General features: G+C 73.4%; 13 protein-coding genes and 1 pseudogene. 6 read left to right on the forward strand and 8 right to left on the reverse strand.

What is annotated here, in order from left to right:
• Window positions 1–826 (forward strand): IS481 family transposase (locus ACFV5N_RS15975; RefSeq protein WP_385599494.1); only part of this gene is annotated, 826 nt, incomplete at its 5' end.
• 190 nt (window positions 827–1,016) lie between these two features.
• Here the strand turns inward: ACFV5N_RS15975 and ACFV5N_RS15980 are convergent.
• Both ACFV5N_RS15980 and ACFV5N_RS15985 read right to left on the reverse strand, forming a co-directional pair.
• Window positions 1,017–1,541, reverse strand: a complete 525-nt coding sequence (locus ACFV5N_RS15980) for a hypothetical protein (RefSeq protein WP_385599497.1) — start codon at window positions 1,539–1,541, stop codon at window positions 1,017–1,019.
• Between the two features lie 26 nt (window positions 1,542–1,567).
• Entirely contained in the window at window positions 1,568–3,919 is a 2,352-nt protein-coding gene (locus ACFV5N_RS15985; RefSeq protein ID WP_385599523.1) for a serine/threonine-protein kinase, read from the reverse strand.
• A gap of 213 nt (window positions 3,920–4,132) precedes the next feature.
• Here ACFV5N_RS15985 and ACFV5N_RS15990 point away from each other — a divergent pair, with 213 nt between their 5' ends.
• Entirely contained in the window at window positions 4,133–4,783 is a 651-nt protein-coding gene (locus ACFV5N_RS15990) for a TetR family transcriptional regulator (RefSeq protein ID WP_385599500.1), read from the forward strand.
• 103 nt (window positions 4,784–4,886) lie between these two features.
• Window positions 4,887–6,050, forward strand: a complete 1,164-nt coding sequence (locus ACFV5N_RS15995; protein WP_385599503.1) for a flavin-containing monooxygenase — start codon at window positions 4,887–4,889, stop codon at window positions 6,048–6,050.
• A gap of 81 nt (window positions 6,051–6,131) precedes the next feature.
• On the opposite strand, the gene ACFV5N_RS16000 is transcribed toward ACFV5N_RS15995, so the two are convergent.
• The gene (locus ACFV5N_RS16000) at window positions 6,132–6,527 is read right to left on the reverse strand and encodes an ATP-binding protein (RefSeq protein ID WP_385599505.1); all 396 of its coding nucleotides are present in this window, start codon (window positions 6,525–6,527) and stop codon (window positions 6,132–6,134) included.
• Between the two features lie 204 nt (window positions 6,528–6,731).
• Window positions 6,732–7,097: an STAS domain-containing protein gene (locus tag ACFV5N_RS16005; protein WP_026047060.1), complete on the reverse strand. Its 366-nt coding sequence runs from the start codon at window positions 7,095–7,097 to the stop codon at window positions 6,732–6,734.
• A 295-nt stretch (window positions 7,098–7,392) separates the two neighbouring features.
• On the opposite strand from ACFV5N_RS16005, the gene ACFV5N_RS16010 reads away from it, so the two are divergent.
• Both ACFV5N_RS16010 and ACFV5N_RS16015 read left to right on the forward strand, forming a co-directional pair.
• Window positions 7,393–7,935: a sigma factor gene (locus ACFV5N_RS16010; protein WP_385599509.1), complete on the forward strand. Its 543-nt coding sequence runs from the start codon at window positions 7,393–7,395 to the stop codon at window positions 7,933–7,935.
• Entirely contained in the window at window positions 7,932–9,275 is a 1,344-nt protein-coding gene (locus ACFV5N_RS16015; RefSeq protein ID WP_385599512.1) for an MDMPI N domain containing protein, read from the forward strand. The genes ACFV5N_RS16010 and ACFV5N_RS16015 overlap by 4 nt, the downstream gene beginning before the upstream one ends.
• A gap of 112 nt (window positions 9,276–9,387) precedes the next feature.
• Here ACFV5N_RS16015 and ACFV5N_RS16020 read toward each other — a convergent pair whose 3' ends face one another.
• Window positions 9,388–9,954, reverse strand: a complete 567-nt coding sequence (locus tag ACFV5N_RS16020; protein ID WP_385599515.1) for a TetR/AcrR family transcriptional regulator — start codon at window positions 9,952–9,954, stop codon at window positions 9,388–9,390.
• A gap of 144 nt (window positions 9,955–10,098) precedes the next feature.
• Here ACFV5N_RS16020 and ACFV5N_RS16025 point away from each other — a divergent pair, with 144 nt between their 5' ends.
• Entirely contained in the window at window positions 10,099–10,524 is a 426-nt protein-coding gene (locus tag ACFV5N_RS16025) for a DoxX family protein (protein ID WP_385599518.1), read from the forward strand.
• Window positions 10,525–10,616: 92 nt separating this feature from the next.
• On the opposite strand, the gene purU is transcribed toward ACFV5N_RS16025, so the two are convergent.
• The 3 genes and pseudogenes from purU to ACFV5N_RS16040 form a co-directional block, all read right to left on the reverse strand.
• Window positions 10,617–11,528 (reverse strand): formyltetrahydrofolate deformylase, encoded by a 912-nt coding sequence (purU, locus tag ACFV5N_RS16030; protein WP_385599520.1) that lies wholly within the window; start codon window positions 11,526–11,528, stop codon window positions 10,617–10,619.
• A gap of 44 nt (window positions 11,529–11,572) precedes the next feature.
• A complete protein-coding gene (locus ACFV5N_RS16035; RefSeq protein WP_385599525.1) occupies window positions 11,573–12,019 on the reverse strand; it encodes a hypothetical protein in 447 nt (148 codons plus the stop codon).
• 75 nt (window positions 12,020–12,094) lie between these two features.
• Window positions 12,095–12,793, reverse strand: a pseudogene (locus ACFV5N_RS16040) (hypothetical protein); the annotation flags it as partial.

The raw sequence follows: 12,793 nt of genomic DNA on the forward strand, positions 1-12,793 counted from the left end.
GGGTCTGCACGACCGCTCCAGCAGGCCCGGCACGACACCCCACCGCACTCCGGACGGAGTCGAGAGCGCGGTCTGTCGGCTGCGGACCGGCCGGAAGCTGGGCCCGGCACGGATCGGCCCGATCCTGGGCCTGCCGGCCTCGACGGTTCACCGGATCCTGGTCCGCCACGGCCTGAACCGCCTGGCCCACCTGGACCGGCCCACCGGCCGTCGCATCCGCCGCTACGAACGGGACCGGCCAGGCGAGCTGGTCCACGTCGACATCAAGAAACTCGGCAACATCCCCCACGGCGGAGGCTGGCGCGTGGTGGGCCGCACCGCCGGAGACCGCAACCGGCAGGCCACCACCGACCAGCGGCGAAGCAGCACCCCGGTGATCGGCTACAGCTACATCCACTCCGCCGTCGATGACCACTCCCGCCTGGCCTACAGCGAAGTCCTCTCCGACGAACGCAAGGAGACCGCCGCCGGCTTCTGGAAACGGGCGAACGCATTCTTCACCGCCCACGGCATCACCGTCGAGCGGGTCCTGACCGACAACGGCGCCTGCTACAAGTCCAAGCTCTTCACCCGGACACTGGCCACAGCCGGCATCACCCACAAGAAGATCCGCCCCTACCGGCCCCAGACCAACGGCAAAGTCGAACGCTTCAACCGCACCCTCCTCGACGAATGGGCCTACCAACGGCCCTACACCTCCAACAACGAGCGCACCCAGGCCCTGGCAACATTCCTCCACACCTACAACCACCACCGCAGCCACACCGCACTCGCAGGCAAGCCACCCATCACCCGCGTAAACAACCCCGCGGGTCAATACACCTAGGGGGGTGTCTGATGGATCCCGCCTGGCCCGCAGCGGCTGGCACGGCACCTCGCTGCGTTGTCGGGCACGACCGAGTAGCCCACTACGAGGCCGCCCCTCCGCCTTGCGATGCACCGCACCAGCCACTGCGGGTTTGACCGGCGCTATCCATCAGACACCCCCTAGTCCCCGGCCGGGCCGGTCCCGGCGGTCAGCCGATGCGGATCAGGCTGTCGATGTAGCCGCCCCAGGCCTGGCCTTCCCAGCCGATGAAGAGGCGGTTGCCCTCCGGGTTCAGCTCCAGGGTGCCGCGGACGCGGTTGGGGTTCTCGACGTCGCAGTCCAGCTCGATGACCGGTTCGGCGCTGTCCGGCTCGGACACCGTGCCCGGGCAGCTGAGCGGGCCGGTGGTCTCCACCGTGCCGCCGGTGATGGTGAGGGTCTCGATGTCGTTGTCGTCGACGATCGACTCCCAGACGCCGTCGAGACCGTCGCCCTCGATGGAGCGGGCCTCGTCCTCGGCGATCCGCTCCTCGGAGGACCGGTCGTCGCCGTCCGCGTCCGCGTCGCCGTCCGCGCCGTCGCTCTCGCCGGCCCCGGTCTCCTGCTGCTCCTGCTGTTCCTGCTGCTGGTCGTTCTGCGCGTCGCCGTCACCGTCGTCGCTGCCGCAGGCACTCAGCAGGAGCACGGCGGCGGCAGCCGCCGCCGTCAGTCGCGCTGTTCCTCGTATGCGCATGTGCTCCCCGTCGGTCCCTTCGCTTGTCAGCCTTGTCGTGTTCCCCGTGCGGCGTCCAGCGCGTACACGCAGTGGTCCTTGCTGCACGCGAACACCACACCCTGCGAGACCGCCGGGCTGCCCGTGATGGCGCCGCCGGTCTCCAGCTTCCAGCTGAGCCGCCCGCTGCTGGCGTCGAGCGTGTACAGACAGTGGTCCTCGGAGCCGAAGTGCACCCGGCCCTCGCTCACCACCGGGCTGCCGACGATCGAGTCCCCGGCCGCGAACCGCCAGCGCGGGGTGCCGCTCACCGCGTCCAGCGTGTACATGGCCGTGCCGCTGCCGAGATGGACCAGCCCGTCGGCGATCACCACGGCCTCCGTGGACTGCCGTGCCTCGGTCGCGATCCGCCAGCGGTCGTCGCCGGTGGCCAGGTCCAGCGCGTAGACCGTGCCCAGGTAGTCGGTGAAGTAGATCCCGGCGGCGCGCGAGGACGGCGGCTCGTAGGCGGGCGGCGCCAGGATGGCCGCCGGGGTGTCGAACCGCCAGCGTTCCGCGCCGGTCGCCGCGTCGAGGGCCAGCACCCGGGAGCCGGCCGCCACGTACACCGTCCCGTCGTCGGTCGGGCATATCCGGACCGGGACGCCGCCGGTGGCGGTGGCGTCGCCGACCGGATAGCGCCACAGCTCGCTGCCGGTGCGCGCCTCCAGGACGTACAGCTGGCCCTCTCCCCACGCGTAGACCGCGCCGCCGTGGATGAGGGGCGCGGTCTCCCGGGTCTCGAAGTCGGTGTGCGCGCCCGACAGCTCCCACAGCTGTTCGCCGGTGCCCGCCTCCCACACCTGGACGCCGCCGCCGCGGGTCGCGGTCAGGACGGTGCCGCGCTCGGCGCGCAGCCCGTAGATCCAGCCCTCGGTGGGCACCCGCCAGCGGTCGGAGCCGTCGGTGGCGTCCAGCGCGTACAGGCTCGGGCCGTCCGAGGCCAGCACCTTGCCGCCGGTGACCGCCATCGACCAGGCGACCTCGCGCGTCTTGAACTGTCTGCGTCCGCTGGCCACATCCAGGGCGTGCACCTCGAAGGAGGTGACGTACAGCAGCCCGTCGCGGACCAGCGGGGTGCCCCACAGGTCGTTGGTCATCCGGAACCGCCAGGGGCGCCAGTCCGCCGGCACCACCGCGGGTGCGGGCGGCGGCGCGGGGTGCGGCGCGGGCACGGCCGCGGGCTGCGGCGCGGCCACCGGGGCGGCGGGTCTGGGCCCGGGGCCGATGGGCAGCTGGGACCCGGCGAGACGGATCGTGGCCTGTTCCCGCACCTGGACCTGCACCGGGGCCGGCGGTTCCTCGGCCGGCGGTGGCGGAGTGGAGGGCGGGGGCGGCGGGGTGGCCGGTTCCTCGGCCCGCGGCGACAGGGGTGCGGGGCCGGACGGCGGCGGGGGCGAAGGCACCGGCACAGGCGAGGACGGCGAGGCGGCCGCCCCGGCCGGCGGCGGCGTGCCGCGCCCGCGGTGCCGCCGCTCCTCGATCAGCGCCACCGCCCCCGCGGGCAGCCACGCGGACGCCGAGCCGCTGTCGTCGTCCCCGGAGGAGGCGAAGAGGTGCGGCGCCAGCTGTGCCTGGAGATCGGCCGGGGTGGGCCGGTCCTCCGGCTTGGGCGTCATCAGGGAGTCGATCAGCGGCCGCAGCTCGTCGGGCAGCCCCTCCAGGTCGGGGCCCTCGCGCAGCAGCATGAAGACGGTCTCCACCGGGTTCGCGCCGTGGTACGGGGCGTGCCCGGTGGCGGCGAAGACCAGGGTGGAGGCGAGGGAGAACACATCGGAGGCACCGGTCACCCCGCGGGAGTCCCGCGCCTGCTCGGGCGACATGTACGCGGGCGTGCCGACGGCGACGTTGGTGAGCGTCAGCCGGGTGTTGGAGACGCCCGAGGCGATGCCGAAATCGATGACCCGGGGGCCGTCCTCCACGACCAGGACGTTGGACGGCTTCAGGTCGCGGTGCACCAGGCCCGCGCCGTGGATCGACTGGAGCGCCTCGGCGATACCGGCGGCCAGCCAGCGCACGGCCTGCGGCGGCAGCGGGCCGCACTCGCTGACGATCTCCTCCAGCGAGGGGGCGGGCACGTAGGCGGTGGCCAGCCACGGCACGGCGGCGCGGGGGTCGGCGTCGACGACGGCGGCGGTGTAGAAGCCGGAGACGGCGCGGGCCGCCTCGACCTCGCGCGTGAAGCGCACCCGGAACAGCTGGTCCTCGGCCAGTTCGGTGCGCACGGTCTTGATGGCCACCCGGCGCCCGGACGCCGAGCGGGCCAGGTAGACCAGCCCCATGCCGCCGGACCCGAGCCGCCCCAGCACCTCGAACGGCCCGATCCGCCGTGGATCGTGCTGCGTCAGCTGCTGCACCATCGTGCTGGACACCTCCCCGTCAGGACGCTCGTTCGTTCGTGCCGCCCCCGAGCAGCATCTCATTGCTCCACGGCACCAGCGGACCTTCGAGCCGATTCTTCCCTCCGCCACTGACAGTGGCGAATCCGGGGCCGGATTGGCCGCGCCGGGGCCCCGATACCCGTTCGGACGCGGCCGGATCGCGCCGTTCGGACACGTCGATAAGCTGACGGCATGACAGGACATGTGACGACTGTGGACGGCCGGGTGGCGGGCCGCCGCGGGCAGGCCACCCGGCAGAAACTGCTGGACTGCCTGGGCAAGATGCTGTCCACCTCCCCGTACCGCGATGTCAAGGTGATCGACGTGGCGCGCAAGGCCGGCACGTCGCCGGCCACGTTCTACCAGTACTTTCCGGACGTCGAGGCGGCCGTTCTGGAACTCGCCGAGGTGACGCTCCGCGAGTCCGCGGCGCTGTCCGAGCTGGTGGCCGGCCGCTCCTGGACCGGCAAGGCGGGGCGGCAGACCGCCGAGGAACTGGTGGACGGTGTCCTGGCGTTCTGGCGCCGGCACGACGCGATCCTGCGCGTCGTCGATCTGGCCGCGTCCGAGGGCGACCGGCGGTTCGTGCGCATCAGGACCCGCATCCAGGGCGCGGTCGTCAAACCGCTGGCGGAGACCATCGACGGGCTCCAGGCGCGCGGGCGCGGCGGCGGCAAGGACATCTCCTCGGCGGCGCTGGCCGGTTCGCTGGTCACGATGCTGGCGGCGGTCTCCGCGCAGCCCAAGAGCCTCCAGTCGCTGGGGGCCAGGCAGACCGACCTCAAGCCGGCGCTGACGACGCTGGTGCATCTGGGCGTGACCGGCAGGAAGCCCGCGGCCTGAACGGCGCCGGGGAGAAGGTGACGGCGCGGGGGCGCCGGCCGGCCGGTTCCTGTCTCCGCCGGACCCGGTGTCGCCGCCGACCGTTCTGCGTATCCTCAACGCCATGTCCACGCCCACGTCCGAACCTCTGCCCCCGGTCCACGTCATCGGCGCAGGGCCCGGCGGGCTCGCCGCCGCGGCAGCGCTGAAGCAGCGCGGCATACGCGCCGTCGTGGTCGACAAGGCCGGCGATGTCGGCGCCTCCTGGCGCGGCCACTACGACCGGCTCCATCTGCACACCACCCGCCGCTGGTCGTCCCTGCCCGGGTTGCCGATCCCCCGGTCCGCGGGGCGCTGGGTGGCCCGCGACGACTTCGTGCGCTATCTGGAGCGGTACGCCATCCACCACCAGCTGGATCTCGCGGCCGGGGTCGAGGTGTCCCGGGTGGAGCGGGACACCGGTGCCTCCCCCGGCGGCTGGACGCTGCTGGCCAACGGCGGCCGGAAGCTGCGCGCCTCCGCCGTGGTGCTGGCCACCGGCTACAACCACACCCCGTTCATACCGCCCTGGCCGGGCCGCGAGGGGTTCACCGGGGAGTTCCTGCACGCGCACGCCTACCGCAACCCGCGCCCGTACGCGGGCAAGGACGTACTGGTGGTGGGGGTCGGGAACACCGGCGCCGAGATAGCCGCCGACCTGGCGGGCGAGGGCGGCGCGGGCCGGGTGAGGCTGGCGGTGCGCACCCCGCCGCACATTCTGCGCCGCTCGACGCTCGGCTGGCCGTCCCAGGCCAGCGGGGTGCTGGTGCGGCGGCTGCCGGCGGGTCTGGTGGACCGCATGGCCCGTCCGGTGGCCCGGCTGCTGCCCGATCTGGCGCGGTACGGGCTGCCGCGTCCGGCCACCGGTCTGTACACGCGGGCGCGGGCGGGCGCCATCCCGGTGCAGGACGTGGGGCTGATCCGGGCGGTGCGCAAGGGGAAGGTCGAGATCACCCGGGCGGTGACCGCGTTCGACGGGGAGCGGGTCCTGCTGGCGGACGGCACCGCGATCACCCCCGAGGTGGTGATCGCCGCCACCGGCTACCGGCGCGGCCTCGAACCGCTGATCGGGCACCTGGGGCTGCTGGACGGGGCGGGCAAGCCGGTGGTGCACGGCAAGGAGACGCATCCCACGGCGCCGGATCTGTACTTCACCGGGTTCACCAATCCGATCAGCGGCATGATCCGGGAGCTGGCCAGGGACGCCCCGCGGATAGCGGCCGCCATAGCGCGCACGCGCCGCGGCTGACAACGGGGCGGGGACGATCCGGCCACCGCGTCCGCGCCGGACCTGGCCGGATCCGTACGCCGTCGGGCGGTGCGCCGCCGGTCACGGGGCCGCGGGGCAGTCCAGTTCGCACCACACCCGCTTGCCCGCGGGCTCGCGCTGCCAGCCCCAGCGGTCGGCGAGCAGGTCGACGAGTTCGAGGCCGCGCCCGCAGGTGTCCTCCGTGTCGGCGCTGCGCGGCCGGGGGGCGAGGGCGCTCCGGTCGGCGACTTCGAGGCGCACCGGGTGACGGCAGGCCCTCTCCCGCATCACCAGCCGCAGCACGGCGGGGCTGCCGGTGTGCACCACGGCGTTGGTCACCAGCTCGGAGACCAGCAGCGTGAGGGTGTCGATCTGGCCCGGTGAGACTCCGGAGCCGGCCAGCCGCTCACGCAGCCAGTGCCGTGCGCGCCGCACCTCCGACGGCTCGGGTCCGACCTCCAGCTGGGTCCGTAGCACCTGCTCCTGTACCTGCACCGTTCACACCATTCCGACCGGCGGACAAACTCGGTGCAGCACAGCATCGTTGAGGGCGAGTCGGGCAACAAGCACTTCCCGCGTATTCCGACGCAAAGGAGTACGGGGTACTGCTTCTGTACGAGACCGGGGCGCTTTTATCGCACACAGGTCCGCACACAGCCGCGCAGAACACGGCGCGGGCGGTCAGGCGGGCAGCGGCTCGGCGGTCGCCGACGCCAGATCCGGATAGCAGTCGAACAGCCGGCGCACGCCGAGCGCGGCCAGGACCCGGTTGACATGGGAGCCGTCCTCCGCTCCCTGGGCCGGCAGGATCAGCCGCAGCCGTCCGGCGCACGAGCGCATCAGCCGCCGCGCGGCGATCAGCACCCCCACCCCGGAGGAGTCGCAGAACTGCACCTGCGACAGATCGAGTACCACACTGCGTCGCCCATCGGCCACCGCGTCATGGACATGCTGGCGCACCACGGGCGAGGTCACGAGGTCGAGCTCGCCCGCGACCCGCAGCACAGCCCACTCGCCCCGCAGCTCCGCATCCACCGTCAATGTCACGCCCGCGTGCCCTCTCCTTCGATGTTCACCGATGTCGTCCCCGGTCCTTCCGGGGGCTCTCCCCAGCGCCCTTGCCCACTTTCGCGCGTCTCACGCGTCACCCTCCACCCCCCGCCGTCCGCCCCCGGTCATCCGGCCATCCGATCCGACCCCGATCCGGCCCGGACATCCGCCTCCTGGAAAGAGCGGGCGCATACTGCCGTTCGGGGGCGCGCGGAAACAGTTCCTCGCACTACATTTGACGTACGCACGGGGTCGGAGGTTGTGCCGGGTGTGAGAACGCTTGGGGGCAGGGATGGCACATGAGACACCGCCACAGTGGGACCGCGACATGCGCCGGCGGCTGGAGAGCGGCGAGGCGGCGGCCCTGGCCGAACTCTACGACCGTTTCGCGTCCCTGGCGTACGGCATCGCCCACCGGGTGCTGACCGACGAGGAGAGCACCGGGCGCGTGACCAGGGAAGTCTTCGGACGGATCTGGGCCACGCCGCAGAGCTTCGACCCGGCCCAGGGGCCGATGCGGTCCTGGATCGCGGGCGAGGCCCACCGGCTCGCCGTGGCCCGGCTGCGGCGCCGGGAGGGGACGGCGGCCGGCTCGGCCGAGCGCATCCGCACCGCGTCGACCGCCGCCCGGGCCGACTACATCGTCACGGCCATGCCGGCTCCGCTGCGCGAGGCGCTGGAGCTGGCCAGGGGCGGGCGCACCGACTACCGCGAGGTCGCGCGGGAACTGGGCATCACGCACACCGAGGCGCGGCGCAGGCTGCGGCTGGGGTTGCAGTTGCTGGCCTCGGCGACTACCTATCCCGATGACGTACGACGGGAGCAACGCGTATGACGGCCGCGCGGCCGGGAAGCCGGGAGCCCGGCGATCAGGAGCAGCCGGGCGGCGGTGGAACGGGCGCCGCCGGGGCGCCCCGCGTTCCGGCACCGCGGCAGCGCACCGGGCCGGAGCGCACCGGCGCGCACCCCGGCGCGGCACCGGGTCCGGAGGGAGACGGGCGGCTGACCCATCAGGAGCTGATGTCGCTGCTGGGCGTGTGGGCGCTGGACGCCTGCTCCGTCCAGGAGGCGGCCTGTGTGGAGGCGCATCTGAACGACTGCGCCCGGTGCGCCGACGAGGCGCTGCGGCTGCGGGACGCGGTGACCCTGCTGGGGCCGCCCCGCAGTCTCGACCTGGATCCGCAGTTGCGGTACGGCGTGCTGGAGAGCGCTCTCGCCCGCCGTCCGGCGGCGCGGCCCATACCGGGCTGGGCGGCGCCGTACGACGCGGAGGCCGCCCGGCTCGACGCGCTGCTGCACGACATCACCGCGGACGAGTGGGACATCCCGGTGCGGGTGCGGTGGTTCGGGGGTGAGGAACGGGCCAGGCGGTCGCTCACCATCGCGCAGGTGCTGGATCACCTGGTCGCCATGGACGGGCTGCTGGCCCGCGCGGTCGGACTCCCCGACCCGCTCGGCGCGCAGGCACCGGCCGATCCGCTGGAGCGCACCGAGACCCGGTGGCGGCTGGTGACCGCGGCCGGCGGGGACACCGGGCCGGCCCGGGTGGTGGCGGCGCGGGCCTGGGAGGACTGGCGCGAGCAGAGCCGGGAGCTGGTGCGGGCCGCGGCCCGGCGCGGTGGGCGCACCGGTGAGGAGATGCTGCCGGTGGCCGACTGCGACCCGGGGATCTTCCCCGGACTCGGGGCGGCGGCCGGGCCGCGGATACCGCTGTCGGACGCGTATCTGAACCGGGCGTTCGCGTGCTGGACGCACGCCGGGGACATCGCGGACGCGGTGGACTATCCGTACGAGGCGCCGCTGGGCGCCCATCTGCGGCTGCTGGTGGATCTCACGGCGCGCCGGCTGCCGGGGTCGATCGCGGGGCGGCGCCGGGCGGGGCTCGCGACGACCCGGGCGCGGCTGACGACGGCGGGTGCGCCGGGCCGTACCGTCCATCTGGAGATCGAGGGCGCGGGCGGCGGGGACTACTGGATTCCGCTGGACTCGCCGACGGCCGCGGTGACGCGGGTAGCGGCGCGGGACGCGGTGGCCCAGGTGGCGCTGGCGGATGTGGAGTTCTGCCGGCTGGCGGCGGGACGGCTGTCCCCGGCCGAGGCGGCGGTGGCGGGGCAGGGCGACCAGGCGGCGATCAGCGATGTGCTGAGCGCGCTGACCGCGCTGTCGCGGCTCTAGGGGCGCCGCGTCCGGGTCAGGGCGCGGTCCGGGTCACGGCGCCGTCCGGTCCGGTTGACCCGGCCCGGTCCTGGCGGGTCCGTGCGGGGCGGCAGGCCGTCTCCCGTCCGTGTCACCCGCGTGCCGAGGCGAGGACCCGGTCGACGAGGTCCTCGATGAACTCCCGGGTCGCCGGGGAGGCCTGCATGGCGACGCGGACCAGGACGCCGCCGGTCAGCAGGGCCACACACGGCTCGACCGACTCCTCGGGCAGATGCGCGCCGAGGATCGCCTCCAGCGGGCCGGCTCCCTCGGCGTAGAGCTGTCCGCGCATCTCGTCCACGGCCGGGTCGCTCCCGGCGCGTTCGAAGACTCCGCCGAGCACCCGGGTCAGATGCCCCCGGGACAGGTCGTCGGCAAAGTCCAGCAGGGCGGTGACCAGGTCCGCGCGGAGATCGCCGGTCGGCGGGGGGTGTGCGGACGTGCCGCAGATCTGCCCGACGGACGCGCGCACCAGGTCCAGGCGGGTCGGCCAGTGCGCGTAGACGGTCGCTTTGGAGTACCCCGCGCGGCGGGCGACCTCGGCGTGGGTGACCGCTGCCCAGCCCTCGGTCTTGAACAGCTCCGTGGCGGCGTCGACGACATCGCGGCGGGTGCGCTGCACCCGGGGGTCGACGGCGCCTTCCTCGGTCATCCCCATGGCGCCACCCTACCCGAGGTGCCGAACACTCATGGCGCTACTTTTGTCGGCGTTCACTTCTGGACGACTTGTTCAGTACTGATCCAGCAGCTACCTTGTGACCCCCGCGGTCAATCCGCTGACCGCCGGCAGAAGAGGAATCCGATGAACGCACCCCCGCGCCCCGTCACCGAAGGGTCCCCGAAGGCCCTGTCCCTCGGCCTGTGGAGCGCCCAGGGGCTCCTGGCCGCGTTCCTGGTCGGCGGCGGCCTCTGGAAGCTGGCCGCGCCCGTCGATCAGGTCGCGGAGGCGTTCGCGTGGGCGGGTGAGCTGCCGGGGCTGCTGCGCCTCTCCGCGGTGTTCGACCTCCTCGGCGGGCTCGGCGTCCTGCTGCCCTCGGTCACCCGCGTCCGGCCCCGGCTGACCGTCCTGGCGGCCCTCGGCGTGGTCGCCCTCATGGGGTCGGCGATCGTCTTCCACCTCGCGCGGGGCGAGGGAGCCGACACCGGGGTCAACGGCGTCCTCGCCGCGCTCGCGCTCTTCGTGGCGTGGGGCCGGCACCGCGGGGCCCCGATAGCGCCCCGGGGGTGACCCGGGCGCGGCCCACCCCGAACGCACCGCGCCCCCGGCCCGCCCGGGCGGGCGGAGCGGGGGCGCGGACGGAACGGCCGGTCCACGGTCTCCTAGTCGAAGACCACCGTGCGGGTGCCGTTGAGCAGGACGCGGCGCTCGCTGTGCCACTGCACGGCGCGGGCCAGGGCCTGGCACTCCACGTCGCGGCCGATGGCCACCAGCTGCTGGGGGGTGACGCCGTGGCCGACCCGGGCGACCTCCTGCTCGATGATGGGGCCCTCGTCGAGTTCGGCGGTGACGTAGTGGGCGGTGGCGCCGATGAGCTTCACGCCCCGGGCGTGCGCCAGGTGGTAGGGCTTGGCGCCCTTGAAGCTCGGCAGGAAGGAGTGGTGGATGTTGATGATCCGCCCCTCCAGCTTCTTGCACAGGTCGTCGGAGATGACCTGCATGTAGCGGGCGAGCACCACCAGTTCGACGCCCTCCTCCTCGACGATCCGCAGCAGCCGCGCCTCGGCCTCGGCCTTGGTGTCGGCGGTGACGGGGATGTGGTGGAAGGGGACGCCGTAGGAGGCGGCCAGCTCGGCGAAGTCGGTGTGGTTGGAGACCACGGCGGCGATCTCGACCGGCAGGGCGCCGATGCGGGCACGGAAGAGCAGGTCGTTCAGGCAGTGGCCGAACTTGCTGACCATGAGGACGATGCGCATCCTCCGGTCGGCGCGGTGCAGTTGCCAGTCCATCTGGAACGAGTCGCCGATGGCGGCGAAGGAGGCACGCAGCTTCTCCGTGGGGTCCGTGGCGGTCCCGGCCCCGGCCCCGGTCCCGCTGCCGGTGTTCTCGGCGGTGAAGTGCACGCGCATGAAGAAGAGGCCGGTGTCGCGGTCACCGAACTGCTGGCTGTCCTCGATGTTGCAGCCGGTCATGAAGAGATAGCTCGACACGGCGTGCACGATGCCCGGTTTGTCCGGGCAGGAGAGGGTCAGCACATACTGATCGGGAGCGGCGGCGGAAGCGGCGGCGTTCATACTGCCCAAGCGTGGCACATCCCGGGCCCCGCCCAGGACGCCGTTCAGACCGTGGTCACCGTCGCGGCCAGCTCGTCCAGGCTGGTCGGCGGCACGTCCGGGTTGTCACCGTCCGCGAGGGCCAGCCGGACGTGCGCCTCCCGGGCCGCCCGGACGGCCTCGGGCCAGCCGTGGTGCTGGAGGTACGCGGCCACCGGGGCGTCCGCGCCCACCTGGTGCATGATGCGCAGCACCCGCAGCACCGCCACATCGACCAGCGCCGCCTCCTGGGTGTCCCGGAAGACGGTGCCGATGTACTTCTCGGCCGACCAGTTGTCCAGCCAGGTGTCCTCGACCAGCCGGTAGACGGCGTCGGTCACGTCCCCGTAGCCGGGCAGGCCGGGCAGCCAGCACTCCTGGTGGAACACCGGGTCCGAGAGCATGTGCAGCGCCGAGCGCACATTGGCGCGCCAACGCCACCAGGGCATGTCGTTGAGCGGCATGCCGCCCATGGTGAAGGAACGACGGGGGCGACGGGAAGGGGTTTCGGCAGCAGACACAGAAGAGATCGTATGTTTTACGGTCCGCTAGAGCTGCGTCGCGTCCCGGGTGGGCAGCCCGTACCGGTCCGCCACCGGGTTCCACAGCCCGGACGCCCGCTCCTTCGCGGAGGTGGCCTTGCCGCTGGACTGTTCGGCCTGCGAGGCGTTGTCGGTGTGGCGCGGCTCGCCGCCCCGGCACATCCGGCGGTTGTCCTTCAGCTCCTCGGCCCAGGCCGCGTACGCGTAGTCGGCGTCGGCGGACGCCTGCCACGCCTCGCGCAGCGCGTCGGACAGCGGCTGGTGGTCGGGGAGCCGGTCGATGGCCAGTTCGTCGAGCCGGGTGATCAGACCGTTGCGCTGTTCACCGGCGGCCCGCAGGTCCTCGGCGGCCTCGCCGAGCTTGTCGCAGGACTTGATGTGGTCGACGGCGGCGATGACGGACTCGCGGCTCTCGCCGCTGTCGGCGAGCAGATCGGACAGCTGCTCGGCCTGGGCGCGGGCGAGCACCTCGGGGTCCTCCCCGGCCTCGCCCCCGGCGCCGCCCTCGGACTCCGGGCGGCCGTCGACCGTCCCCCCGGTCTCCTCCTGCCGCTGTTCGAGGAAGCCGGGCCCCTCACCGTCGTCCGAGCCGCCGCCGGAGCTGAGCAGCGCGCCGGCGGCGAGGCCGACGATCGCGCAGCCGATGACGACGGCCGCGATGAGCACGGCGGGCGAGGTACGCGCCGACGGTCCGGGGGCCGCGGC

Origin of the sequence: Streptomyces sp. NPDC059853, from assembly GCF_042731495.1 — a bacterium.
Classification (GTDB): domain Bacteria; phylum Actinomycetota; class Actinomycetes; order Streptomycetales; family Streptomycetaceae; genus Streptomyces.

What these genes read in the sequence shown, in the direction of transcription:
- ACFV5N_RS15980 (WP_385599497.1), bottom strand. Translation starts at nt 1,541, where the DNA reads ATGCGCATACGAGGAACAGCGCGACTGACGGCGGCGGCTGCCGCCGCC.
- ACFV5N_RS15985 (WP_385599523.1), bottom strand. Translation starts at nt 3,919, where the DNA reads ATGGTGCAGCAGCTGACGCAGCACGATCCACGGCGGATCGGGCCGTTC.
- ACFV5N_RS15990 (WP_385599500.1), top strand. Translation starts at nt 4,133, where the DNA reads ATGACAGGACATGTGACGACTGTGGACGGCCGGGTGGCGGGCCGCCGC.
- ACFV5N_RS15995 (WP_385599503.1), top strand. Translation starts at nt 4,887, where the DNA reads ATGTCCACGCCCACGTCCGAACCTCTGCCCCCGGTCCACGTCATCGGC.
- ACFV5N_RS16010 (WP_385599509.1), top strand. Translation starts at nt 7,393, where the DNA reads ATGGCACATGAGACACCGCCACAGTGGGACCGCGACATGCGCCGGCGG.
- ACFV5N_RS16015 (WP_385599512.1), top strand. Translation starts at nt 7,932, where the DNA reads ATGACGGCCGCGCGGCCGGGAAGCCGGGAGCCCGGCGATCAGGAGCAG.
- ACFV5N_RS16020 (WP_385599515.1), bottom strand. Translation starts at nt 9,954, where the DNA reads ATGGGGATGACCGAGGAAGGCGCCGTCGACCCCCGGGTGCAGCGCACC.
- ACFV5N_RS16025 (WP_385599518.1), top strand. Translation starts at nt 10,099, where the DNA reads ATGAACGCACCCCCGCGCCCCGTCACCGAAGGGTCCCCGAAGGCCCTG.
- purU (WP_385599520.1), bottom strand. Translation starts at nt 11,528, where the DNA reads ATGAACGCCGCCGCTTCCGCCGCCGCTCCCGATCAGTATGTGCTGACC.
- ACFV5N_RS16035 (WP_385599525.1), bottom strand. Translation starts at nt 12,019, where the DNA reads ATGGGCGGCATGCCGCTCAACGACATGCCCTGGTGGCGTTGGCGCGCC.